General features: G+C 48.5%; 23 protein-coding genes. All 23 read left to right on the top strand.

The window, feature by feature from the left end; genetic code table 11:
• Positions 1-15 precede the first annotated feature (15 nt).
• The 23 genes from C7R91_RS08935 to hpt all read left to right on the top strand — a co-directional run bounded on the left by C7R91_RS08935 (position 16) and on the right by hpt (position 25672).
• Positions 16-966, top strand: coding sequence for a ribose-phosphate diphosphokinase (locus C7R91_RS08935; RefSeq protein WP_047074474.1), 951 nt, complete (start codon positions 16-18; stop codon positions 964-966).
• A 91-nt stretch (positions 967-1057) separates the two neighbouring features.
• Positions 1058-1666, top strand: coding sequence for a 50S ribosomal protein L25 (locus tag C7R91_RS08930; RefSeq protein WP_047074475.1), 609 nt, complete (start codon positions 1058-1060; stop codon positions 1664-1666).
• 105 nt (positions 1667-1771) lie between these two features.
• Complete coding sequence (gene pth / locus C7R91_RS08925; protein ID WP_047074477.1) at positions 1772-2341, top strand: aminoacyl-tRNA hydrolase; 570 nt, start codon at positions 1772-1774, stop codon at positions 2339-2341.
• A 61-nt stretch (positions 2342-2402) separates the two neighbouring features.
• A complete protein-coding gene (locus C7R91_RS08920; RefSeq protein WP_007726431.1) occupies positions 2403-2633 on the top strand; it encodes an anti-sigma-F factor Fin in 231 nt (76 codons plus the stop codon).
• A gap of 146 nt (positions 2634-2779) precedes the next feature.
• Positions 2780-6328, top strand: a complete 3549-nt coding sequence (gene mfd / locus C7R91_RS08915; protein WP_047074479.1) for a transcription-repair coupling factor — start codon at positions 2780-2782, stop codon at positions 6326-6328.
• A 40-nt stretch (positions 6329-6368) separates the two neighbouring features.
• Positions 6369-7436, top strand: a complete 1068-nt coding sequence (locus tag C7R91_RS08910; RefSeq protein ID WP_047074481.1) for a peptidylprolyl isomerase — start codon at positions 6369-6371, stop codon at positions 7434-7436.
• Between the two features lie 235 nt (positions 7437-7671).
• A complete protein-coding gene (spoVT, locus tag C7R91_RS08905; RefSeq protein WP_047074483.1) occupies positions 7672-8214 on the top strand; it encodes a stage V sporulation protein T in 543 nt (180 codons plus the stop codon).
• 108 nt (positions 8215-8322) lie between these two features.
• Positions 8323-9987, top strand: coding sequence for a putative polysaccharide biosynthesis protein (locus tag C7R91_RS08900; RefSeq protein WP_047074485.1), 1665 nt, complete (start codon positions 8323-8325; stop codon positions 9985-9987).
• A gap of 9 nt (positions 9988-9996) precedes the next feature.
• Positions 9997-11469, top strand: a complete 1473-nt coding sequence (gene yabN / locus C7R91_RS08895; RefSeq protein ID WP_047074539.1) for a bifunctional methyltransferase/pyrophosphohydrolase YabN — start codon at positions 9997-9999, stop codon at positions 11467-11469.
• Positions 11456-11749 (top strand): RNA-binding S4 domain-containing protein, encoded by a 294-nt coding sequence (locus C7R91_RS08890; RefSeq protein WP_012683879.1) that lies wholly within the window; start codon positions 11456-11458, stop codon positions 11747-11749. The genes yabN and C7R91_RS08890 overlap by 14 nt, the downstream gene beginning before the upstream one ends.
• 108 nt (positions 11750-11857) lie before the next feature.
• Complete coding sequence (locus C7R91_RS08885; protein WP_047074486.1) at positions 11858-13993, top strand: GDYXXLXY domain-containing protein; 2136 nt, start codon at positions 11858-11860, stop codon at positions 13991-13993.
• Positions 13994-14132: 139 nt separating this feature from the next.
• A complete protein-coding gene (locus C7R91_RS08880; RefSeq protein WP_047074488.1) occupies positions 14133-16169 on the top strand; it encodes a copper amine oxidase N-terminal domain-containing protein in 2037 nt (678 codons plus the stop codon).
• A 184-nt stretch (positions 16170-16353) separates the two neighbouring features.
• On the top strand, positions 16354-16638 hold the full coding sequence (gene yabP / locus C7R91_RS08875) for a sporulation protein YabP (protein WP_007726414.1): 285 nt from the start codon (positions 16354-16356) through the stop codon (positions 16636-16638).
• Positions 16635-17207, top strand: a complete 573-nt coding sequence (gene yabQ, locus C7R91_RS08870; protein WP_047074490.1) for a spore cortex biosynthesis protein YabQ — start codon at positions 16635-16637, stop codon at positions 17205-17207. The genes yabP and yabQ overlap by 4 nt, the downstream gene beginning before the upstream one ends.
• An 18-nt stretch (positions 17208-17225) precedes the next feature.
• The gene (locus C7R91_RS08865) at positions 17226-17534 is read left to right on the top strand and encodes an FtsB family cell division protein (protein WP_047074492.1); all 309 of its coding nucleotides are present in this window, start codon (positions 17226-17228) and stop codon (positions 17532-17534) included.
• Positions 17535-17575: 41 nt separating this feature from the next.
• Positions 17576-17947, top strand: a complete 372-nt coding sequence (locus C7R91_RS08860; RefSeq protein ID WP_047074493.1) for a S1 RNA-binding domain-containing protein — start codon at positions 17576-17578, stop codon at positions 17945-17947.
• Between the two features lie 285 nt (positions 17948-18232).
• A complete protein-coding gene (gene spoIIE / locus C7R91_RS08855; protein ID WP_047074494.1) occupies positions 18233-20707 on the top strand; it encodes a stage II sporulation protein E in 2475 nt (824 codons plus the stop codon).
• 120 nt (positions 20708-20827) lie between these two features.
• Positions 20828-21589: a vWA domain-containing protein gene (locus C7R91_RS08850; RefSeq protein WP_047074496.1), complete on the top strand. Its 762-nt coding sequence runs from the start codon at positions 20828-20830 to the stop codon at positions 21587-21589.
• On the top strand, positions 21579-22514 hold the full coding sequence (gene prkT, locus C7R91_RS08845) for a serine/threonine protein kinase PrkT (RefSeq protein ID WP_236697988.1): 936 nt from the start codon (positions 21579-21581) through the stop codon (positions 22512-22514). Before C7R91_RS08850 ends, prkT begins: the two co-directional genes overlap by 11 nt.
• A gap of 15 nt (positions 22515-22529) precedes the next feature.
• Positions 22530-23279 (top strand): threonine/serine exporter family protein, encoded by a 750-nt coding sequence (locus C7R91_RS08840; protein ID WP_047074500.1) that lies wholly within the window; start codon positions 22530-22532, stop codon positions 23277-23279.
• Positions 23280-23284: 5 nt separating this feature from the next.
• Positions 23285-23737 carry a threonine/serine exporter family protein gene (locus C7R91_RS08835; protein WP_047074502.1) on the top strand — a complete coding sequence of 151 codons (453 nt, stop codon included), beginning with the start codon at positions 23285-23287 and terminating at the stop codon, positions 23735-23737.
• Positions 23709-25136, top strand: coding sequence for a tRNA lysidine(34) synthetase TilS (tilS, locus tag C7R91_RS08830; RefSeq protein ID WP_047074505.1), 1428 nt, complete (start codon positions 23709-23711; stop codon positions 25134-25136). Before C7R91_RS08835 ends, tilS begins: the two co-directional genes overlap by 29 nt.
• Positions 25133-25672 (top strand): hypoxanthine phosphoribosyltransferase, encoded by a 540-nt coding sequence (gene hpt, locus C7R91_RS08825; protein ID WP_047074507.1) that lies wholly within the window; start codon positions 25133-25135, stop codon positions 25670-25672. Before tilS ends, hpt begins: the two co-directional genes overlap by 4 nt.
• Positions 25673-25738: the final 66 nt, after the last annotated feature.

The raw sequence follows: 25738 nt of genomic DNA, 5'->3' as shown, positions 1-25738 counted from the left end.
GTTCTTGAGAAGATCATGGCTAACTACCGCGACCCAAAACTGAAGGTATTTACGTGCAACGCAAACCCGGAACTGGCAAAAGAAATCGCCGAACACATCGGCGTACCACTCGGAAACGCACAAGTAGTGCGCTTTAGTGATGGCGAATGCCAACTCAAACTCAATGAAAGCGTTCGCGGTTGTGACGTATTTGTCATTCAGCCAACGTCTGCTCCCGTTAATGAGCATTTGATGGAGCTTTTGGTCATGGTCGATGCATTGAAGCGCGCTTCGGCTAAGAGTATCAACGTGGTCATTCCTTACTACGGTTATGCTCGTCAAGATCGTAAAGCACGTGCACGCGATCCAATCACGGCTAAGCTGGTTGCGAACCTGATCGAGACAGCGGGTGCACAACGTGTGATTACGATGGATCTGCACGCAACACAAATCCAAGGCTTCTTCGATATTCCGGTAGATCATCTGCTGGGTGTGCCTATCTTGGGTAAACACTTCTCTGAAAAAGGTCTGGAAGATATCGTTGTCGTATCTCCAGACCACGGTGGAGTGACCCGTGCTCGTAAATTGGCAGAACGTCTGGAAGCGCCTATTGCCATTATTGACAAACGCCGCCCAGAACCAAACGTAGCTGAAGTAATGAACATTGTAGGTAACATCGAAGGCAAAACAGCGATCATCATCGACGATATTATCGATACTGCTGGAACGATTACACTGGCTGCTAATGCACTTGTAGAAGCAGGCGCACGTGAAGTATATGCATGCTGCACGCACCCAGTTCTGTCTGGTCCTGCTATCGAGCGTATTGCTAACTCGAAGATCAAGGAACTGATTGTGACCAACTCGATCCCGCTGACAGAAGAACAAATTATCGATAAGATTACTGTTCTTTCCGTAGCGCCAATCATTGGTGAAGCAATCATTCGTGTTCACGAAGAGCTTTCCGTAAGCAAGTTGTTCGATTAATAGACAATCCCCTGTTAGGGGATTGAACTAAACCTCCGATGGACAAGCTAGTGAGGAAACTTTTACTAGCAGTCCGAAGGAGGTTTTTTTTGTGGAACAATTACAGGCACAGTCTCGCGAAAAAAAGACAGGCAATGCTGTAAAGGTACTGCGCAATGAAGGTTGGGTTCCTGGTATTATGTACGGCAGCGATATGGGCAACAAGCCGATTCAGGTCAAAGGAAGAGATCTGGATGCTGCCCTGCGTCACCAAGCCACGAACAAGCCATTCCGGTTAAGTGTAGACGGGAACACCCACGATGTTATGGTTTATGAGCTGCAACGGGATCCTTTGCAGGGGAACATATTGCATGCAGATTTTAAGAAGATCAATATGAATGAAAAAATACACACGTCTGTCCCTGTCCTTATGACAGGAGATCCGGAATTGGGTGTGGCTACCCTTATCCGCCACAGTGTGGAAGTGACTTGCTTGCCAGGTAATATACCAGAATCGTTCCTGGTCGATGTCGATGGATTGAATATTGGGGATGTCGTGCTGGTTTCGGATCTGAATGTCCCACCTGGAATAGATTTGGGGCTCGAATCCACAGAAGTGCTGATCAGTGTACTGCCTGTGAAGGTCAAGTCCGATGAATCAATTGATGCAGAGCAAGAAGCAGAGGCAGTGGCTGAAAAAGCAGGAACAGCGAACGAATAAAATCATGGCATGAAAAAGAAGGGCGAGGTGATTTCATCTCTGCCCTTCTACTTTTGTTCACGTAACCATTCGAGTACAATGGGGAGAGAGTAGGAGGGAATAAGCGTGAAAGTCATAATCGGATTGGGTAATCCCGGCAAAAAATATGAAGACACCAGACATAATGCTGGCTTTATGGCCATAGATAAGATTAGCGACAAATGGGGAATTCCTGTTACGCAAAACAAGTTTCGTGCACTCGTGGGCGAAGGACGCATCGAAGGGGAGAAGGTACTGCTGGTGAAACCGCAGACGTACATGAATCTCTCCGGTGAATCGGTAGCGGAAGTCCTCAAGTTCTACAAGCTGATTCCGGACGATCTCGTCGTCATCTACGACGATCTTGATTTGCCGACCGGACATCTTCGTCTACGAGAAAAAGGCAGCGCTGGTGGGCACAACGGCATCAAGTCGATGATTCAGCATTTGGGCACACAGGAGTTTAAACGGATCAAAGTAGGAATCAGTCGTCCTGAACCAGGGCGGAGCGTCAGTGACTATGTTTTGAATACGTTTCCAGTGGCAGAAAGAGCCGACATTCAAGAAGCGGTGGGCTTGGCTGCTGATGCATGCGCCATGTGGACAAGAGAGTCGTTTTTAAAGGTCATGAACCATTACAACAGCTTGAAGAAGTAGTATGATTTCCCACCCAGTCGTCCATACTAATCGATAGGAACAGTATGGGGGTGGTATATGCATGAGCATACGCTATACATGTCGTTGCTGCGGCATGAAGATTGCAGAATTTGACGAATCGCAAGTAACAGAAGCGCAGCTCGGGTTTGATTCCTTGACCCCGGAGGAACGTGCTCTTATAATATCGAGAGAACAAAGTGGAGATACGGTCGTCAGCATCACGTGCGACTATTGCCGTGAAGCGCTGATTCAGCATCCAGAGCTTTCGCTAGTCGGAAACCCACTTCAATAAGTGGATACGCATTAGGAAGGCTTGCACTGACAAGGCCTTAGCTTGGGGAGCTAAGGCTTCTTTTCGCATGGCTGACCTGCGGTTGTTGTGAACGTAAGCGAAGCTCTGATTTTAGTTGACAGAAGAATTAGAGAGGGGATTAGTGAATGCAAGTCATCATTAACCCGATGAAACAGGACACGAACGTCGGGACAATCGTGGCTGGTTTGGAGAAGGGACTACATGAGCAGCTTGTCTCTGGCTTAGCTGGTTCCGCCCGGCAAGTATTGATGGCGTCATTACAACAAATGTCAGATCGTCCGGTCTGTGTTGTGACGCATAACATGTACCAAGCACAAAAAGTATACGAAGATTTGATCGAGTTGGTTCCCTCTGATCAGGTGTTGCTTTATCCCGGTAATGAGCTGATTGGCTCTGAGCTTGCCATTGCCAGCCCTGAGATGCTGGCGCAGCGAATTCATGTATTCAACCGTCTGGCCCAAGGCTTTACGGGTTTTTTGGTTGCACCTTTTGCTGGCTTGCGTCGCTTGGTCGTTCCTCCGCAAGTATGGAAGGAAGCACAGATTCAGTTGTCCGTCGGTGATGAGCTCGATATCGAGTCCTTTTTGCTCCGATGTATTGAGCTTGGCTATGAGCGAGTGGACATGGTCGAGCGCAAGGGAGAAATGAGTATTCGCGGTGGAATTATCGACTTGTATCCGATCGATTCGGAGTGGCCGGTGCGGATTGAGCTTTTTGATGTGGAGATCGATTCGATCCGTACGTTTGACATGCTCTCCCAACGGTCATTGGAATCCGTCCAAACGTATATTCTCGGTCCGGCAAAAGAAATGATCGCTTCGACTCCGTTATTGCAGGAATCGGCTGTTCGCTTAGAACAAAAGCTGGGGGAAACCATCGCCAATTTAAAGGATGGGGCTGCCAAGGAAAAAGTCATGGAGCGAATCGGCTCTGATGCAGAGAGAATGAAGCAGGGACAGCGTTTTGCACAGTTGTATTCATACATCTCTGTCATTTACCCGACTGGCGATACATTATTGTCCTATATGCCTTCCGATACCTTGCTGATCGTTGATGAGCCTTCTCGTGTGTTGGATACGGCAGCGCAATTGCAAAAAGAAGAAGGGGAATGGTTGACAGGACGCATCGTCCAGGGCGAATATATGTCCAATCTCAGCCTGTCGCGCACGTACGACGAGATCGTGGCGACGAAAAAGCGCCAGATCGTTTACCTCTCCCTATTTTTGAGACAATCACCGAAGACCCAACCGCAAAACATCGTGAATCTGACTTGTCGTACCATGCAAAACTTCCATGGCCAGATGAATGTGCTGAAAACAGAGCTGGCTCGTTGGAAGAAGTCCCAGGATCAGATCGTCTTTGTCGCAGCTGATTTGGAGCGTGCAAAGCGACTTGAGCGTGTCTTGCATGACTACGAGATGGAAGCGGATGTTTTAACAGATGCAGTCGAAACGGTGCCGCCGGGGCGTCCTACGATCATTTTAGGAAACCTCCAGACAGGCTTTGAGCTGCCGCTAAACAAGCTGGTTGTTATTACGGAAGGTGAAGTATTTACCGCAAAACAGCGCAAGGCGCGCAAAGTTCAGCAGACGATGAACAACGCGGAGCGGATCAAAAACTACCTCGAGCTCAAGCCCGGTGATTTCGTCGTGCATGTGAATCACGGGATTGGAAAATACCTTGGAATTGAAACCAAGGAAATTCTCGGAATTCATAAAGATTACCTTCATATTCAATACGCGGCAGGAGACAGTCTGTTTGTTCCGATTGATCAAATCGACCATGTGCAGAAGTACGTGGCGAGTGAAGAGGCACAGCCGAAGATTTACAGCTTGGGCGGCAGCGAGTGGAAACGCGTCAAAAACAAAGTCCAGTCGTCTGTAAAGGATATCGCCGAAGATTTGATCAAGCTGTATGCAGCCCGCGAAGCGGCTGTCGGTCATACATTCTCTCCCGACACGGCAGAGCAGCGTGAATTTGAGGCGATGTTCCCGTATCAGGAAACACAAGACCAGCTCCGCGCGATTTCGGAAGTGAAAGCGGACATGGAGCGTAAACGTCCGATGGATCGCCTTGTTTGTGGGGACGTGGGTTACGGGAAGACAGAGGTTGCGATTCGTGCTGCCTTCAAGGCTGTCATGGACGGAAAACAGGTAGCTGTCTTGGTTCCAACTACGATTCTGGCTCAGCAGCATTACGAGACGTTCCGTGAGCGTTTTGCGGAATATCCGATCCGCGTGGAGGTATTGAGTCGATTCCGTTCGCGCAAAGAGCAGAATGCCACACTAAAAGGACTGAAGGAAGGCACAGTCGATGTCGTCATCGGTACACACCGTCTGCTTTCCAAGGACCTGACATTCCGCGAGCTCGGTCTGTTAATCGTAGACGAGGAGCAGCGCTTCGGTGTGAGCCACAAGGAAAAGCTGAAGCAGATTAAAACGAATGTGGATGTCATGACTCTGACCGCTACTCCGATTCCACGTACCTTGCACATGTCGATGCTCGGTGTGCGTGATTTGTCTGTCATCGAAACGCCGCCAGAAAATCGTTTTCCTGTGCAGACGTATGTGATGGATTACAGCCCTGCTCTCGTTCGCGAAGCAATTGAGCGTGAGCTGGCTCGTGATGGGCAAGTGTTCTTCCTCTACAACCAAGTACAAGGAATCGAACAGATGGCGGAGCAGATCTCCATGCTCGTTCCTGACGCACGCATCGCTGTAGCGCATGGACAGATGAACGAAAGCGAGCTGGAAGGCGTTATTCTCGACTTTTTGGAAGGGAATTTTGACGTATTGGTCAGCACGACGATCATTGAGACCGGGGTGGACATTCCGAACGTCAATACGCTGATTATTTACAATGCAGATAAAATGGGCTTGTCTCAGCTGTATCAGCTGCGTGGACGTGTAGGTCGTTCCAATCGAATTGCGTACGCTTACTTTACGTATCAACGGGACAAGGTGCTGACAGAGGTAGCGGAAAAACGTCTGCAAGCCATCAAGGAATTTACCGAGCTCGGCTCTGGTTTCAAAATCGCGATGCGTGACTTGTCCATTCGTGGAGCGGGTAATTTGCTGGGTGCGGAGCAGCATGGTTTTATCAATACGGTCGGATTCGACTTGTACAGCCAGATGCTGAAAGAAGCCATTGATGAGCTGAAGGGCGAAGTCAAACAGGAAATTGTCACACCTGTGGAGATCAATCTGCAACTGGATGCCTATATTCCGTCGATGTACATTACGGACAGCCGACAAAAAATCGAGATGTACAAAAAGTTTGTCGCAGTGTCTACCTTGGAAGACGTCGACGATTTGGCAGAGGAGCTGCTGGACCGTTTTGGGCCAGTTCCGAAGCCGGTTGATAATCTGTTGACTATTTCCCGTTTGCGTGTGTATGCCTTGAAGCACCACATCACCGAAATTAGCCAAAAGAATCCAGACGAGATTAAATTGCTCCTGCACCCTAGTCAGAACAACAACATCGATGGTGGAGCTTTGTTTGCACTTACCAGTAACTGGAGCAAGAGGGTTGGGCTGTCGGGTGGACAACAGATCACGATTGCTGTTAAAGTAAAAGGGTTAAAGGAAGATGAGGGCGTGCAGTTGGTTGAAAAGCTGCTGCGTCAATTTCACCAGGTGCGAAGAGACACCGGTACGGAGAGCCCTGTGTCTTAACTGACAAAATGGGCTTGCCCGGGAAGGGAGAACCTTATTTATGAAACGTTCTGTAGCGATTCTATCTTCGGCTGTTCTGGTCGTGGCACTCATGGCTGGTTGCGGCGGAAAAGCAGAAGAAGCGAAACAAGAAACAAAAACTCCAGCGAATCAGACAGATGGCAGCAATCAAGCTGCTAACGATCCTTTGGTACAATTCCCTAAACTCACTCTGCCTTACGCAGCAGACCAGAAAGCGGTTGTTGTGGAGTATCAGGGAGGAACTGTAACAGGAAAAGAGTTCGAAGAGTTCCTGCGTGTCATTAACTTCATGAACCCGCAACAAGGTACTATGATTGAAATGGCTGATAGCAACGCACTGAAGGCTTTTGCTCGTGAGTACACAGCTACCAAGGTTTTGGCTAGCCGTTCCGACGAGGCCATGAAAAAAGAGTCCAAAGAACTCGCTGAGAAAACTTTCGACAAAATTAAAACACAGTACATGGGCTTTTTGGGCAAGGATGAAGCTCAGTTCACCAAGCTCATGGAAGGCCAAGGCGTAACCAAGGACATGATCATCAATCAGATGGACCTGATCAACCAGTCCATCAATGTGATGAAAAAGAATATCGGCGATGCTACGCTGAAGCAAACCTATGATCAAATGGACAAAGCTTCCCGTACTGTTGCTTCTGTTCGCCACATCCTGATCTCTACCGAAAAGCGCACACCAGAAGAGGCGTTGAAAATCTCCAACGACTTGGTAGCGCGCCTGAAAAAGGGTGAGGACTTCGCGAAGCTGGCAACAGAGTTCACAGATGACCCAGGCAGCAAGCAATCTGGCGGCTTGTACGAAAATGCGGATGTAACGCAATGGGTACAAGAATTTAAAGAAGCATCCCTGACACAAAAAGTCGGCGAAGTTGGCCCGCCAGTAAAAACTAATTTTGGTTACCATATTATTAAGGTCGAGAATCGCAAAGAAAAGACCTTTGATGAGATGAAAGAACAGCTCCGCGCGAGCTCTTTGGAGAAAGCGTACGATACTTTCACCAAGAGCGAGCTGGACAAGCTCATTACGAAATTCAACATCCCGCAGTCCAAAAATGATGCTCCGGCAAAGAAATAAGAAGTCCGAAGAAAAACAGGGAATTCGTTTCCCTGTTTTTTCGTTTTCTCGCATATTCTTCAAACGTGGGCAAATACTATTATCACTCGCTACCACCCGGGGGAGAGTAATTGAAGTAACTGGCAAAAATTGATACCATCACCCATAGTTAAAATTAGAATTTGAGGAAAAAATACAACTAACCAACCACCATCTATTCACTACCCACTTCTCAGGGAAAGCGAGGCAACAAGACATGAAAGCAACTGGTATCGTTCGTCGAATTGACGACCTCGGTCGGGTCGTGATTCCTAAGGAGATTCGTCGTACACTGCGCATTCGTGAGGGCGACCCGCTTGAGATTTTTGTGGATCGTGACGGAGAAGTCATTCTCAAAAAGTATTCACCGATTGGAGAGTTGGGTGATTTTGCAAAAGAGTACGCCGACTCTTTGTACGAAAGCATGAATCATACCGTACTGATTTCAGACAGGGATAGTGTCATTGCAGTGGCAGGTGCCTCCAAAAAGGAATACTTGGAGAAAGCGATTGGCAGTATTGTGGAGAAATGCTTAGAGGAAAGAAAAACCCGACTGGAGAAAAACACAGGCTCTTATGAAATTTGTCGTGACATGAACGAGACTTATGGTTCGTTCGTCGTTGCACCGATTGTAGCGGGAGGCGACCCAATCGGGTCCGTAATCCTCCTCAACAAAAACGAGTCAACCAAGATGAGTGATTTGGAGATCAAAATGTCGGAAACAGCGGCCGGTTTCCTGGCAAAGCAGATGGAGCAGTAAGATAGCACAAGAAAAACAGCCTCGTACCCTGGGGCTGTTTTTCTTGTGCCTATGGCCTTGTGGTATAATGAACGAAGTTTTAGGTTGGAGAGGAGAAATTTCACGCACATGGCTCAAGAAAAGGCTTCCGTTCAATTTGTGAAGGGCGCGGCGATACTTGGAATTGCCGGTCTTGTCTCCAAGCTTTTAGGCGCTGTATACCGCATCCCATACCAAAACATTGCCGGAGATATCGGCTTGTACGTATATATGCAAGTATACCCGCTGTACACTGCGTTGTTGATTCTGGCGACGGCGGGTTTCCCCATTGCCATCTCCAAGATCGTCTCAGAGCGCGTCGCTGTCGGGGATGCGATCGGGGCGCGCAGGGCCTTTCGAGTAGCCAGTATATCGCTGGTCGTTCTCGGGATCTTTTTCTTCTTGCTGTTATATGGAGGGGCACCTATGATTGCCCGTATGATGGGTGATGAGCATTTGATTACCCCACTCCGAGCGGTAGCATGGTCACTGCCGTTAGTGCCGATGGTTGCGATCTTGCGCGGTTATTTTCAGGGGCATCAAAATATGATGCCGACTGGCGTCTCTCAGGTTGCTGAGCAGTTCATTCGCGTAATTTTCATTCTGGTTGCTGCATTCTGGGCGATGAACATGTATCAAGACCCTTATTTGGCTGGTACAGGTGCCGTTTTTGCTGCTTTCCCAGGTGCAATTGCTGCCATTCTCGTCTTGCTGTGGTATTGGAGAAAAGACAAGCAGATGGGGCTACATACAATCAAACAAGTGCAGCAATCAACCGTGCATTCGTGGACCAATCGTCAAATATTACGTCATCTCTTGACCTATGCCGTTCCGATTTGTATGGGCGCGTTGGTTCTGCCACTTGTTCCGCTTGTAGACTCGATGACCGTCGTCAATATGCTGCAATGGAGCGGGACCCCGGAGGACTTGGCCAAGCTTTTGAAGGGTGCATTTGATCGTGGTCAGCCACTTATTCAGTTTGGTACGTTTTTTGCCACATCCTTGTCGCTGGCATTAGTGCCTGCGATCAGTGAAGCTGTTGCCCAGCGTCAGCATCAATTGATCTCTCATCGTTCCGAAGTCGCGATTCGACTGACCTTCCTGTTGGGATTGCCTGCTTCCTTTGGACTTGCTTTGTTGGCGGAGCCGATCAACGTTATGCTTTACGGAGATAGTAACGGTACTGAGGCCCTCGCTGTACAGTCCTTCACGATTCTTTTCGCCACGGTGAGTATTGCCAGCGCGGGAATATTGCAAGGCTTGGGACGTGTCATGCGACCTGCCCGCAACCTGTTTATTGGTGTATTGGTGAAGCTCATCCTCAATCTGGCGCTCGTCCCGTTCTGGGGTATCTCTGGTGCAGCAGTGTCCACTGTTTTAGCTTATTTAGTCGCCATGGGACTAAATGTTCTAGCGGTAATCAAATACACGGGAGCACACATTGGATTCCGCCAAACGGTGAAAAGGCCATTCGTGTCCGTCGTGATGATGTCGATTGTCGTGTTGATTATGGAGTGGCTCGCTATTACAGTGCTCGGCAGTGCCGGACTTTCAAATCGCTTGTTGTATACGCTGGTAGGCTTGATTGCTGTTGGTTCAGGAGCATTGGTCTATTTGCTGGCGCTCTTGAAAACAGGTGGACTCACGAGAAACGATATCCAATTTTTGCCAAAAGGAAAGCGAATTGCTTCGCTGTTAACGAAATACAAGCTCCTCCCAGCGGAGAAAGCGAGAATGAACGAAAAGGAGGCGTGACGAGTGGAAATGAAGAATAAGACCATTACTGTAGTCGGTCTTGGTGCCGGAGATTTGGACCAGCTCCCTTATGGCATCTATCGTACGCTCAAAGCTGCCGAACAGCTGTATTTGCGCACGAAAGAGCATCCGGTCGTAGCCGAGTTGATCGCAGAAGGCATCACGATTGAGTCCTTTGATGATGTATATGAGCAGCACGATACGTTTTCCGATGTGTACACCGATATTGTAGAACGGCTTTTTTCACGGGTAAACGAAGCAGGCAGTCTTGTCTATGCCGTTCCAGGTCATCCTTTGGTAGCGGAACGTACTGTGCAGCTATTGTTGGCAGAGGGACCAAACCGTGGCGTAGAAATCCAAATTGGCGGTGGACAGAGCTTTATTGATCCGTTGTTTGCCCGCCTACATATCGACCCGATCGAGGGATTCTCTTTGCTGGATGGGACCGCGCTCGCTGCTCATCAAGTATCACCGGGTCTGCATACGATTATCGCGCAAGTGTACGATGCGTTTGTGGCCTCTGATGTGAAGCTGACCTTGATGGAAGTGCTGCCGGACGACTACGAGGTGACGGTAGCGACAGCCGTAGGGGTAGCGGGGCAAGAAATCATTGAGACAGTGCCGTTGTATGAACTGGACAGACTCGATCATTTCGGGAATTTGTCCCTGGTGTATGTACCGCCGACGAAGGACGAGAAGGTGTCGTACCGCCAATTCTCCTACTTGAAGGAGATCGTGGCGATCCTGCGCAGTCCGGATGGATGTCCGTGGGATCGCGAGCAAACACATCAAAGCATCCGCAAAAACTTGATTGAAGAGACGTACGAGGTATTGGAGACGATCGACGACGATGATCCAGATGCGATGTGTGAGGAGCTGGGTGATTTGTTGATGCAAATCATGCTGCATTCACAGATGGCAGCCGAAGATGGATATTTTTCGGTAGATGATGTTGTCGCAACGTTGAATGAAAAGCTAGTTCGCCGCCACCCACACGTATTCGGGGAAAAGAGCGCGAATGATTCCGAGGAAGCGCTGGCGAATTGGCAGGAGATCAAAGCACAGGAAAAGGCAGCAAAAGGCATCGATGTAACGGTTCAATCACAGCTGGCGGGAATACCGCGTGACTTGCCAGCACTGATGTACGCGTACAAGCTGCAGAAAAAAGCAGCCCAAGTCGGCTTTGACTGGGACGATATTGCAGACGTGTACAAAAAGGTAGAAGAGGAGTACCGCGAGCTGCAAGAAGCATCAGAGGAAGAACGCGCTGGCGAGCTGGGAGATTTGCTATTTGCGGTAGTCAATCTGGCGCGCTTCCTCGGGCTAGATCCGGAGGAAGCCCTCGCATTGACCAACAACAAGTTCAAGAAGCGCTTTTCCTATATTGAAGGCAAGCTACAAGAGGCGGGCCGCACCTTTGAGCAGACGGACCTGCAAGAGATGGACAAATGGTGGGAGGAAGCAAAACATGAGGCTCGATAAATATTTGAAAGTGTCTCGACTGATCAAGCGACGCACACTCGCCAAAGAAGTGTGTGACAAACAGCGTGTGGAAATCAACGATCGCCCTGCAAAGGCGTCCAGTAACGTGAAAATCGGCGACAAGCTGGCGATCCGTTTCGGACAAAAAATCGTGTCGGTAAAAGTAGAGGACATCAAAGAAAACCCGCGCAAGGAAGAAGCAGCTTCGCTGTATACCGTTATTGGCGAAGTTCCCGTTCCGCGTGATGAAAAAGAAGAGGACGCGTACCTCAAAGGGTAATATGTACGCGAAAAGAGACTGCCGGGATGGCAGTCTTTTTTTAGGCTTTTTTCCAATCGGAGGATATAATGAGAGTACCTAAGGCATTTCCGAAGGGATGTGTGCTGTATGCAACAAAACGGAGTTCGAATGGGTTACTTTTTGTCCATTTCGCTTCTGTTATCATCTATCCTGTACTTTTTTGCTTCGAACTGGCCACTCATGGTCAGGGAGCAAAAGATCGGCGTCAGTGTGGCAATCCTCGTTCTTTTTTATTTATTATCCTATGGACTGCGTTTCATCAAACGACATTCGTTTTTGAGCAATTGGCTTCTGGTGGCTGGAGGCTTGGCTTTTGGTATCAGTATGGCTTTGTTGGGGCAAATATACAATTCACATGCCGATAGCTATATGCTGTTCGTCGTATGGCTCATACCGAATTTGCTGTTCGCGATTTTCACGCGCTATCAGCCATTCTATGTCATCAGCTATGTCCTTGCTCATTTGGCGATTTATTTCTTTCTCCATCCATCCGTCATTCATGTAGCGCGTGAAGACGAGTGGTGGTTCATGATGTTTTGGTTGATTACGTTGGGAAATATGGTCCTGTTCTGGTTAACCTCTACGGGGAAATTGCATTCCAAACCGATTTACTACTTATCGTTTCTGACGTTTTCCGTCAGTCTTTTCGGTTCATCCTTCACCGAAGTGTATGGTCCGCTCCCTGAGCTTTTATATGTCCTGACAGGGGGGATTCTGTTTGTTACGTTTTTAAAATGGGTGCCGAGTCGCGGGTTTCTGATTGTGACGGCCTCGTTACTCTCGCTGTTTGTGCTCGTTAATTTCATATCCTACATGGTGAAGTATTTCTCAGAAGGCTTCTTTGTTTTGATGCTGCTGCTGACGGTACTCATTGTTTGGGGAGCAGTTGCAGGGATTAATTGGCTGCGCAAGGAATCAGCGCATCAAAAAAGCAAATGGGTTGTGTTTTTTCAAGAGGCATTCACGGTTCTCGTCACCACTATCGCCGCATCCATTGGAGCCATTTCGATAGCAGGGCTGCTTTTTCTGATCATGGAAGAGGAAACGGTTATTGATTTGCTGTTTTTCCTTTCATTAATTGGCTTTATTGGCCCTGTGGTGTTTATGCGCGGGATGAATGCAACGGTACGATATACGCTGCTCACAATGGGGTATATATTGGGTGTCGGATCAGTTCTGTTTTTAGAAGGAGCTTACTGGATCATTTTCCTGTTGGTCCTGTTATACGTGTGGAAAGCTGTCTCTGCCATTCCGGCGCGGCTTTTGACACAGCTGACCTTTTTAGTCGTTCTGGCTGCGAAGTTGGATGAGTACTTGCCATCCTTTGAATATGTACTCATGATCATCTTTGCTACGCAATTGGCGCTGCATTACGTAAAGCAATTGCCAGTCATATTGCAAAACAGCTCGTTGGTGTACGCCTTACTCTCGCTTTTGCTCCTGACAGAGGAAGGCTTTCAATCGGGCTCCATGAATGTGGGCGTGAATCTGGCTTTTTTCGCAGTCAGCACGTATTTGTTGTACCGAACATTGCATCAGCAAAATAAGGCGAGGTTCGGAATCGTGCTCGGATTCTGGTTTGCCTTTCTTCTCATGAAGTACTACGACATGCTATGGAGCTTGCTGCACAAGTCATTGAGCCTTCTCCTGCTCAGCCTGGTGTTTTTCATCGTTGCCCTGTGGTGGGATCGAAGGGCGAAAATCGAGTGGCCGAAAAGCGAGCCTTCCCTTTTTATGAGAAAAGCGCTTGTGTTGCTTCCTGTCATTTTGCTGCAATTTGCTTTGAGTGGCTATCAAGTATGGAGCAGTGAGACGATCCTGGCCAACGGAAAAACGGTGAAGCTGGAGCTGGTCCCAATCGATCCGCGTTCGTTGCTGCAAGGTGATTACGTCAGACTTGGCTACACCATATCTACATTGGACCATGAACAGGTTGACTCAGGGGATAAGATTCGAGTCGTACTCCGCCAACAAGCAAATGGCTTGCACAGCTACAGTGGCTTTTATGAGCTCAATGGTCGATGGAATCGGGCATACGATCCTCAGCCATCGGATGTGATCATTAATGGAAGCACAATCGGTGGCCATCAAGTGGAATATGGCATAGAAAGCTATTTTGTCCCAGAAGGAACCGGACTTGAAGTCGAGCGGAATGCCAAATACGCTATCGTGAAAATTGGCGAGAAAGGCGATGCCATCCTGGAGAGCCTGTCGAACCAGTAGACATTTCTAAAGAAGAAGCTGCCTGTGTCATCGGGCAGCTTCTTTTGCGTGAAGAAAATCATTCGTTACCAGTCTGTAACCCTTTCCTGCCGAACATTTCCTATCATAGTAGGGAACTTTAGATAAGGAGGCGTTACCGTTGAACAAAAGCGTAAACAAAGGGATCTCAGTGCTGCTAGCGACTGCGGTACTGGCAAGTCCACTGATGCTTGAGCCAAAAGCGGCTTATGCTCTCTCTATCGAGGATGTTTCTGCAGACGATACACGTGTGGACAAGGAAACAGAATATACGATTGAGTTTGAAATCAATAAGGCCCTATCATCGGGCGACAGTATTTTCGTTAGGTTCCCATCTGAGTATTCGGTAGATAAAAAATTGAAAAAATCGGACGTCACGCTGGAAGATGACGACGATGACGAAATTTCGATCGACAGTGTACATGTAAGCAAGAATGTGGTTGAGATCGAAGTCGATGAAAAGATCCAAAAAGGCACTGTACTTACACTAACCATTGATAATATCACCAACCCGGAAGACAAGGGCAGCTACGAAATCGAAGTGAAAACAAGTGCGGAGACCAGCTACAAGGGCGAAAAGATTACAATCAGCAAATCTTCAAGCAGTAGCAGCAGCAGTAGTAGCAAGGGTGACTTCGAGGCTTCCCCTAGCAGTAAAAATGCCGAGGACGCGATTTCCCTAACGCTCGGAAAATTTAATCTCTCCTCGAAAAGCAAGCTGAAAAAGGGCAAATACATTTATGTGAATTTCCCCTCCAAGGACATGCTGCCAAAGAGCATCAGCAAATCTGATGTGAAGGTAAACGGGTACAAACCGGATTACGTCTCGATTCTCGACAGTGACTCGATTCGGATTGAGGTTCCGAGCGGTGCAGACGGAGATAGCTACATAAAGCTGGAGTTTACTTCTGCCGCGGGGATTGTAAATCCATCGAAGCCAGACAAGTACTATTCGTATGAAGTCGAATATGACAGCAAGGAATACAAGTCAAAAGATGTAGAGATTACAAACACAAGCCATACGCCTTTCAGCGTTTCTTTGTCGGACAGTTCAGCGGGAGCGCGTACGAGCTATACATTTGATGTGGATCTTTCCAACAAGCTGGGGTCGAACGCAGAAATCGAGTTCGAATTCCCAAGTGGGGTAACTGTGCCACCGGTTCTTACCAGTAACAGCGTCACCATCAATGGCGCACAAGTGACGAATGTAAGTGTGTTGGGGAATAAAGTTTATTTCCGCACGCCTTACGGATTCACCAGTACGAACCGCGCGAGCATCAAGTTTGCATTCGAAGGCTACTTGACCGCCCCGATAACTGCGGGAACCTATACCGTGACGGCCAAAATCGACAACAAGACCTATAAGTCGAAGGAATTTCAAGTTTCCGGAGTGACTCCACCAGTCGCTGTGGATAATACATTGGCAACGGTTGGGCTGACGAGAGCGACTGCCTCTACTCCTGCTGGTATTTCAATCGGCATCAAAGCCATGGGTGCTCCGATTGTTCGGAATCAGGGCTTCATTGAAGTCGTACTCCCAGTTGGCTTCCGTGTTCCAGCCTACTTGCCGGCGAATACAGTAACGGTGAACGGTGTGGCCGCTAGCTTTGTTGGTGTGCGCGGACAAAATCTGATTATTATTCCTGCCCAGGATATTCCGGCAAAAACAGCAGCTCAGGTCAACATCGCCGAGACAGCTGGCATTGTGAATCCGGCTACTCCAGGTGTATACAGTATTGGTGTCTACAACTCCGAGGAGAGAGGTCTGCTCTTCTCTCGTCCGGCGACCATCGTGGCGCTTAATGGCGTAAGCTTCAAGCAGAACGTCGCTTCCTTTACGAAGGCTGGTAAAACAACCGGACTCGCAGTGGCACCGTATACCGTAAATGGCAACACGTTGATGCCAACTACGTTTTTCCGTGATGCCCTCGGTTTTTCAATCAGCTACACGAAAACGACTGCAAAAGTCGTGAGCGGCAATACGGTCATGCAATTCAAGGTCGGTTCAAACGTAGCGACCGTCAATGGAAAAAATGTAACGCTGCCTGCAGCGGTTCAGCTGAAAAACAACGTTCCTACCCTGCCTCTGAAAACCATCACAGAGCGTACCGGTTACAAAATCATCTATGTGAACGGGAATTACACCGTTTACAAGTAAGGGCAGTCTGGCAAAAACCCCGTATGCATGCGGGGTTTTCTTTTGTGAAAAACATCTCGATGTTTTTCATTAGAGTTAATGCGACCGCTTGCGGTCAACAAAAACGGTTTTGACCGTTTTTGTTCTATTAGGACATCCCTCCCCATACGATAGTACAAGAAGGGTACGTGAGGAGGGAGTAATCATGAACGATCACACGAGACGGCCACGTCATGAAGTCGTGATGATTAATCGTCGCAGCTTAGCGATTTCGGGAGTAAAAAACGTCGAAAGCTTTGACAGCGAAGAATTCCTCTTGGAGACGGACGGCGGCTTTTTAACCATACGAGGCCAAAACCTGCATATGAAAAATCTGAGTCTGGAAACCGGAGAAGTAGCGATCGAGGGGCTCGTTCACGAGATGGCCTATCTGGAGCAAGGGCAGGCCGGCGATCGGTCGAGAGGATTCTTCGGCAAGTTATTCAAGTGAACATCGTCATCCAGTTGCAGACGGTATTGGCCATGTCGACGTGTGGTGCACTGATGGGTATGGGATTCGATACGTACCATGTATTTAAGGGCAAGGCCAGACTGCCACTCTGGTTGGTCTTTTTCTTCGACATCCTATTTTGGGTGGGCAGTATGGGCGCTGTTTTCTTGATTTTGGTGAAAGTGAACGACGGGATTATTCGGTTTCCAATATTCTTCGGAATGATATTTGGCGCGTGGCTGTATTTCTTATTAGGTAGTAAGAAGTATATCCTTTTCTTGCACCGCATGATAAAATTCTGTCAGTGGTTTTACCGTACGGTCATAAATATTTTAGACATCCTGCTTGTACGTCCTGTGCTCTTTCTTTTCCGAGTGATCATCATGGTGCTGACATTTTTGTACTCCGTGTTGCTCGCGATCCTCGGCTTTTTGTGGAAAGTGACGCGTTTTGTCACCTCCCCTTTTGCCAGATGGGGTCAACATTTGGGGAAAAAAATGTATGGAAAAACAACAGGATTTTGGACCAATTGGAAGAATTGGTTTCACTCAAAGAGAAAACGGGAGTAGATTCGAGGTGGCGTACTGATGAAGGAAACAAGAACCTCTTCCATTAACCGAAAAGGACAGAGAAGGAGGATGCGTCTCTTTTTCTTTGTGATCCTGTGCTTCTTCGTCTGGACTAGCTATACCTTGTTTTTGCAAAGTGGCGAGTTGTCCAAGAAGGAGGCAGAGCTGGAGGTCTTAAAGCAAGAATCAGTGGTCTTGCAGCAAAAGCAAGACGATCTGACCTATGAAGCAAGCCGGCTAAACGATCAGGATTATTTGGCAGAGCTGGTACGTAAGCGAATTTTGTTTACCAAGCAAGGCGAAAGCATCTATATCATTCCGGATTGAGTATACAGCTGATCTTCAACGAGAGGGAGGCATTCCGCGTCATGGAGATCGAGGTTGGGAGCATACTGGAAGGAAAAGTCACGGGTATCACCAAATTCGGAGCGTTTGTTCAGTTGCCAGACAATGTCACCGGACTGGTGCATATAAGTGAAATTGCTGACGTCTACGTCCGGGACATCCATCAATTTTTAAAAATTGGAGACACGGTAAAGGTAAAAGTCCTCAGCCTCCGCGAGGGCAAGATCGGGCTTTCTATCAAAAAAACAATGGAAAAGGAACGGCCACTCCGCTATCAGCGGGAGCGAAGGGAAGGCTTTGAAGAAAAGCTGAACCGTTTTTTGAAAGAAAGTGAAGACAGGCAGTCCTCCTTGAAGAAAAGCGTAGAGAAAAGGGGTCGCAGCCGGTCTTTTTGATTCGGAAAATTATGATTTTTCTTTCTTCGCGAAAAGCGCATTTTGACTGTAAATTTAGGAAGGTCATTTCAAAGTCTTGACGAATAAAATATCCTAAGCCCGTTTCGCAAAGCGCGAATCACCTGTCAGCCGACGTTATCCGCCATAACGTCGGTTTTTTTTGTCCATTTGCGTTACTGAATTTGTCGCACGATTCTGTGAATATTCATTGGATTTTTGACAAATTTTACAATGCCCCCTCCGTATAATGGAGAAACACATTGACCAAGAACGGGGTGGAGCGAAATGATTGCGAACAAAAACGTAACACAAGCCGGACAGGCTTGGACGCGGCAAGTGTCCGATCGAATGGGTACCACTGCCCAAACGTGGGGAGAAAAAGTAGCAGATCTCATAGAGAAGTGGAATGTTCTCCCCATCCTCATGGGCTTCTTATTAGGAAGAGCTCTCATCGTGGAAGAGCTTACTCCCTTTGCTATACCGTATTTCATTGTCATGTTTTACATTCGCCGAGATTGTTTGCTTGTCACGGGGATGGCTCTTATTATCGGTGCTTTTACCCAGTCGGTGCCTGTTGGACTGGAAACCACCTTGAGTGTGATACTTGCCTTGTTTGCCTGCAAGCTGATGAATAAAATGAGCAAGAAAGATTTTTCACGGACGCCTTTACTGGTTGTCGGGACGATTTTCATCAGTCGTCTGTTGTATGCGGTTCTAACCAATCAGGTAACGACTTACGAGCTCGTAATGGTGGCAGTAGAAGCGATTCTTGGCTTTGTACTGACGCTCATCTTCATCCAGTCCTTATCGATCATTCATTTGGCGAAGCCTTATGAGCCTCTCAAAAATGAAGAGATCGTTTCGTTAGTCATTTTACTGGCTTCCTTAATGACGGGTACTGTGGATTGGATGGTCGAAGGCATTTCGATGGAGCATGTACTTTCACGCTATTTGCTGCTCGTCTTTGCTTTTGTTGGTGGTGGCACGATCGGTGCGGCTGTTGGTGTGGTCACAGGTCTCATCCTCAGTCTGGCTAATGTGAGTGCTCTTTTACAAATCAATCTGCTCGCTTTTTCCGGTCTTCTGGCAGGCTTGCTGAAGGAAGGCGGCAAAGTGGGCGTATCCGCAGGCTTGTTGATTGGTACGGCTATTCTTGCGATTTACGGTGGAGCAGAAGAGACACTCTACTTCTCCTTGATCGAAACCTCTCTGGCGATTGTTCTCTTCGTTCTGACCCCTGCTGCTCTTTGGAAAAAGGTAGCCCGATTTATCCCCGGGACTCCCGAGAATCTACAATCTCATCAAGAATACATGCGCAGAGTCCGCGATGTGACGGCGGGCAAAATCCAGCAATTCTCCGATTTGTTTACGCAACTCTCCCATAGCTTTGCCCAGACAGCCGGTCCTGAAGAAATAGAAGAACAGGCCGATGCGTTTCTCAGCCGTGTATCTGAATTCACCTGCCAGAAATGCTGGAAAAAAGAACAATGCTGGGATAAAGATACGCAATCGACCTATGAGGGAATGCGCTTTTTAATGGAAAAAGTGTACGAGCACGGTACCTTGGCTGGTGTTACACCGCCACGTGATTGGGAGCGCAAGTGTGTCAAAACAGAAAAGGTCATGACTGTGATGGAGCAGGAATACGATCGTCAGCAATCGTTTGACCAACTGAAAAAGCAGATAAAGGAAAGCCGAATGCTCGTAGCCGACCAGCTATCTGGAGTCTCTCGGGTCATGAGTGATTTTGCCCGGGAAATACAGCGAGAGGGAATGGAGCTGAGCTTTCAGGAAAAGCAGGTCTCACAAGCATTGGAGGGCTTGGGTCTGTCAGTACGCCGCGTAGAAATACACAGCTTGGAAGAAGGCAAGGTCGATATCGAAATCAGTCAGCCGACTTGCTACGGCCGCGATGAATGCGCGAAGATCGTGGCTCCCATGCTCACGGAGATATTGGGAGAAAACATTGTGGTTCGTGAGCGGCATTGTGAAGCGCAAAAAGACGGTTCATGCACGATGTGCCTTGCTTCCGCCAAAACGTATGAGATCGATATCGGGGTCGCGGGTGCAGCCAAAGACGGCAAGCTGCTATCTGGTGACAGCTTCCGCACGATGGATTTGGGAAATGGAAAAATGGCGCTGGCGATCAGCGATGGAATGGGGAATGGCGAGCGGGCATCCATAGAGAGTCAATCCGCCCTCGATATGCTCCAGCAGCTCCTTCGTTCTGGTATGGATGAAAAAATTTCGATCAAAACCGTTAACTCCGTGCTTGCCCTGCGTTCCAAGGAGGAAATGTTCGCGACAGTGGACTTGGCTCTGATCGATTTGCAGACCGCTCATACCCGTTTTGTAAAAATCGGCTCCACTCCAAGCTTTGTCAAAAGAAATAAAGACGTCATCACGATCACCGCCAACAACCTGCCAGTAGGGATTTTGGAAGAAATCGAGGTGGATGTCGTATCTCGTATGCTCAAGCCAGGTGATTTGCTCGTCATGATGTCCGATGGCATCTATGAGGCACCACGCCATATTGAAAACAGGCAAGCGTGGATGAAGCGAATCATCAGCGAATTGGAGACAAATGATCCACAGGAGGTCGCTGATTTATTATTGGAAAAAGTCATTCGCCAGCATTCTGGACAAATTGTTGATGACATGACCGTGTTGGTGGCGCGAATTGACCGCTTTGTACCGCAGTGGGCTGCCATCGCGGTGCATGGCTTGGAGAAGCTCGAGCGTCCACGGATTGTGAGTTAGGAGTATGTTTTCTCTATTACCCGTCGATACTGTTGCTAAAAATACCCTGCGAAGTGAAGTGGATGAACGGTCGCTACACGGAGCTGGGACTGACAAAACAGATCGAATGGGGAGATTATTGTGAAAGAAGCGACACTTCGTCAAATACTGGTAGTGACAGACGGCTGCTCCAACTCGGGGATGAGTCCTGTTGCTGCGGCGGCACTGGCAAGGGAGCAAGGAATTACGGTTAATGTGATTGGCGTAATCGACAAGAGTGAGCTGGGTGAGAAAGGGGAGAAGGAAATTAGGGATATTGCGGAAGCAGGTGGTGGACTCTGCGACATCGTGTACCCCCAACAGCTTGCGCAAACGGTACAAATGCTGACGCGAAAAGCAATGACGCGCACTATTCATCAAGTGGTCAATAAAGAATTAAAAGAGATTTTGGGCGATTCCGGAATAGAGGAGCTGGCACCTGATAAAAGAGTGCAGGTTGCCGGAATGGTTGACGAGTTGGGTGAAAAAAGCAGCTTGAACGTCGTGATGCTGGTCGATACCTCAGGAAGTATGAAGCCAAAGCTGTCGGCTGTTCAGCAAGCGATACACGATTTCAGTATCAGTCTGCATTCACGGAGTGGACATAGCAGAATGGCGGTCGGTTCATTTCCGGGGAAACAAAAGCATCTCGATATCCGTATTCCGTGGACAGAAAAGGTCGAGCAGGCTCATCAAATTACGAGTGATTTGGCGATGAGCGGAATTACTCCTACAGGCCCCGCCATCGTAGAGGCAATTGCCCTGTTTGAGCAGGACAAGCTCCCACGCTCGCTGCAAGAGCGGTACATCGACCAAGAAGAAGAGGACGACTCGAACGGAATGCTGCGTGACCATGTCTTTTAAGGCAGCCACCCCCGATCTGCCCAAGCACTTTACAGGCAAATGGAACAAAAAATCGTACCACGTCTTACGGGAGTTGGGGCGTGGTGCAAATGGGACCGTGTACCTGGTATCCCAAGGTGGCGTACAGCGCGCGGTTAAGGTCGGCGTGGAAGGCATAGACATTTTAATGGAAGTGAATGTGTTGAAAAGCACACAGCAGGGGCGGGATTCCAAAGTGGGACCGCTCCTGTGCGACGTGGACGATCTCGTTGTAAATGGGAAGGCTTGTACGTTTTATGCCATGGAGTATCTTCAAGGCTTGCAATTGGATGAATATATCAAGCAAGAGGGTCCGGACTGGGTGGCGGTGATGATGGTTCAATTGCTGGCCCGACTGGATGTTTTGCACCAGCATGGCTATATTTTTGGTGATTTGAAACCGCAGAATGTGATGGTTACCCAAACGGACAAGCAGGTACGCTTGATTGATTTCGGTGGAGTGACCAAGCTGGGCAACGCTGTTCGGCAGTTTACAGAAGAGTACGATCGAGCTTTTTGGCACGCAGGTGATAGACGGGCTGAAGTAAGTTATGACCTGTTCTCGACAGCCGTGATGATGGTGCGTCTGACGGTTGGACCGGAAACGTGGAAAAACAGCCTTGGTGACCCACGTCACACGATATTACTCTGTGATATAATACGAAAAAGTGACAGCCTGTACCCTTACCGGGAGCCTTTATTGAAGGCGTTTCACGGTAAGTTTGCGACAGCAAAAGAAATGCGGGCGGAGCTGTTGGCGGTCTTGCGAGATAGCATGAGCGCCAAACCGCAAAAGCCGCAAAAGAAAACGCGGACGAAAGGGAACGCAGGGGCGGGCATTAGCGGTCTTTTTGTCGCTTCGTTACTCCTGTTGGCTGGCACTTTGTATTACGCATGGTTTATGTGAAGGATGTGACGGTTCGTGTCCTCAGATTTGGTGATGGATACTTGCTTGTTGGCAGGCTCGATTATTTTGAAAAACGGTGGAGAGACTTACCGGACGGAAGAGACAATGGCATTGATCGCGAAGGCAGCGGGGATGGATGACGTCAACAGCTCGGCTACGCCTACAAGCATCATCCTGTCCTTTCGTTGCAGTGGACTGGATCATACAAGAATGGTTCGTACCCCCAAACGTACGACCAACCTCAATAAAATTACGCTCGTGAATGATGTTTCCCGACAGTTTGTCGGTGGGAAAATTAATTTGGAGCAAGCCTATCGGACGCTGCGTGAGATCGATCAGAAAAAGCAGATCTATCCGAAATGGTTGCAGCATCTAGCAGCCGCTACGGCCAGCGGCTCCTTTGCTATGCTTGCAGGGGGAGATTGGGGCAGTCTGGTTCCTTCTGCGATGGCCGGGTTGATTGTGAACCTGAGCCAGGAATATTTAGAACAGTTTGTCCGGATGAAGTTTTTTACGGAGTTCTCTGCCGCTTTACTAGGAGGACTTTTCGCATTGTTGACCGTGACGGTCTTTCCGCAGTTGCATTTAAGCATCATTATTATTGGTGCGATGCTTCCTTTGTTTCCGGGGATCGCCATCACTAACTCGCTTCGGGATCTGATGGCTGGTGATTTGGTTGCAGGTGTTTCACGCGGAGTAGAAGCCATGCTGACAGCTGTCTCCGTAGCGGTAGCCACAGCCATTATTCTTTCGTTTACGAGGTGAGTACGATGTTGTTAAAAGGATTGGCGCTTAGCTTCGCCTCTTCAGTAGCGTGGTGTGTGCTGTTCAATGTGCCGGTTCGAACAATCGTAGCGGCTGGTTTAGCTGGAGTGGTCGGTTTTCTCGTCTACTCCATTCTTCCTATCTACGGTGCAGAGGTCTTGTTGTCGACGTTTGTTTCAGCTGCTGCTGTCTCTTTGCTCAGCCAGCTCTTATCTATTATACTGCGAGTTCCTTCTACGAATTTTAGCGTCGCGGGAATTATTCCACTGGTACCGGGATCGTTGGCTTACAAAGCCATGCTTGCTTTTGTAAACAACGATTATGTCGGAGGGATCACCCAGGCGACCAAGACATTGATGGTGGCCGGCGCGATTGCTTCTGGACTTATATTTGGAATTTCGGTTCTGACGATTTGGAAAGGAGCCCGCTATGCTGGCAAGCGTGCGCAACGAGATTGAGTCTGAGGGGCTTTTGCTTCCTGGTGAGACCGTTGTCGTCGGAATATCCGGTGGCAACGATTCTACCGCACTGTTGCATATATTGGCTTCTCTCAATAAACAATACCAGTATCATTGGAAGCTCCATGCTGTCCATCTGAACCACGGCTTTCGTGGGGAAGAAGCAAGGCAGGACGCACTCTATGCAGAAGAGCTGTGTCGTCAGCTCGGCGTAGATTTTCATCTGTTTGAATATGACGTTCCCGCTTATATGGAAAAAACGGGACTAGGCGGGCAAGAAGCAAGTCGCGACATTCGCTATCGGCTGTATCGAGAGGTAGGTCTGGCTCAGGGAGCGACCAAGCTGGCATTGGCCCATCATGCCGACGATCAGGTGGAAACGATTCTTTTTCGTTTTGTGCGAGGCAGCAGGTTGCATGGATTGACAGGGATGCCGAAGCGAAGAATGCTTGAGGATTGCCCGATTGAGCTCGTGCGTCCGCTCCTGCATAAAACCCGTCAAGAACTGGAAGGCTACTGTCGGGAACATCAACTCGTCCCCCGTGAGGATAGCAGCAACCAATCGCGCAAATATACGCGCAATCTGCTGCGTCTGGATGTCATGCCTTTATTGGAAAAAGTGAATGACAAGTATCGGGAGCATATCTTGGCTACCGCAGAGGCAATCCGTCAGGACGAAGCGCTTTTAACGAGGCTGGCGATTGAGCATTTGAAAGAGGTAACGATTGAGAAAAAACCTGAAGCATTTTTGATGGACAATGACAAGTTTCAAACTTGTGACGTTGCTTTACAAAGGAGAATGATTACTCTAATATTAAGTTATCTCTCAAAACATACCGAATGGTCTTCGCAACATGTGGAGACCGTTTTGCACATGCTAGGGGGAAGTCGCCCTTCTGCGGAATTGCATTTGCCGAATGACCTAGTAGTCGACCGGGTGTACGAGCGAATCACTTTCCGTCGTAGAAAGCGACAGGATCGCATACATACGTATAGTTACGAGCTCGCCGTTCCCGGTGTAACCTGGATCGACGAGAGCAAGGCCACGGTACATATTACTTACCTGGAAGGTCCCATGGATTGGGAGCGACTCCCGGCGAATGAAGCGGTCTTTGATGCCGATCAGTTGCCAGGATCGCTGTATTTGCGTAACCGAAAACCTGGAGACCGCATCACCCTGTTTGGCTCAGCAGATGGAAAGAAGCTAAAGGATTTATTGATTGATGCCAAATTTCCGCGAGCATGGCGTGACAAACTTCCGCTTTTGACGGCGGGCGATGAGGTGATTTTGGTACCAGGTGTGCGCCGTTCCGCCGTAGCGCCTGTCAATGGACAGACCAGGCGTTTTCTACACGTGCGGGTAGAGTTTGGAGAAGATTGGCGGGAGGTTTTTTCATGAATCAAGACATCGAGAAGATTTTGCTATCAGAAGAGGATATTGCGGGTAAAGTTCGAGAATTGGGTGAGACGCTGGCTGCAGAATACAAGGATAAAAATCCATTGGTCATCTGCGTGCTGAAAGGCGCAGTCATTTTCATGGCTGATCTGATCCGTCACATGAACATTCCGTGCGAAATGGACTTCATGGCAGTTTCCAGCTACGGAAGTGGAACAGAGTCCTCTGGCATGGTGAAAATCTTGAAGGATCTCGATACATCTGTGCAAAACAGACACGTACTGGTTGTAGAAGACATCATGGACAGTGGACTGACGCTGAGCCGCTTGGTAGAGCTGTTGCGCCATCGGGAAGCTGCTTCTGTAAAAGTGGTGACTCTCTTGAACAAACCAGAGCGTCGCAAGGTGGATATTTCACCGGATTACAAGGGTTACGATGTTCCAGACGAATTCGTTGTGGGATATGGCTTGGACTATGCCGAGCACTACCGTAATCTGCCTTATATCGGTGTATTGAAGCCTGAGGTCTACACGAAGTAGGTTTGTTGTGGAGACCGTACTTTCTATGATAAAATGTGAAAAGTGTCTGTTCGTGAGAGGAGGTAA

The organism is Brevibacillus formosus, assembly GCF_003013405.1.
Classification (GTDB): domain Bacteria; phylum Bacillota; class Bacilli; order Brevibacillales; family Brevibacillaceae; genus Brevibacillus; species Brevibacillus formosus.
The sequence above is the reverse complement of the archived record's forward strand: the minus strand, read 5'-3'. Positions and strand labels throughout refer to the sequence as shown.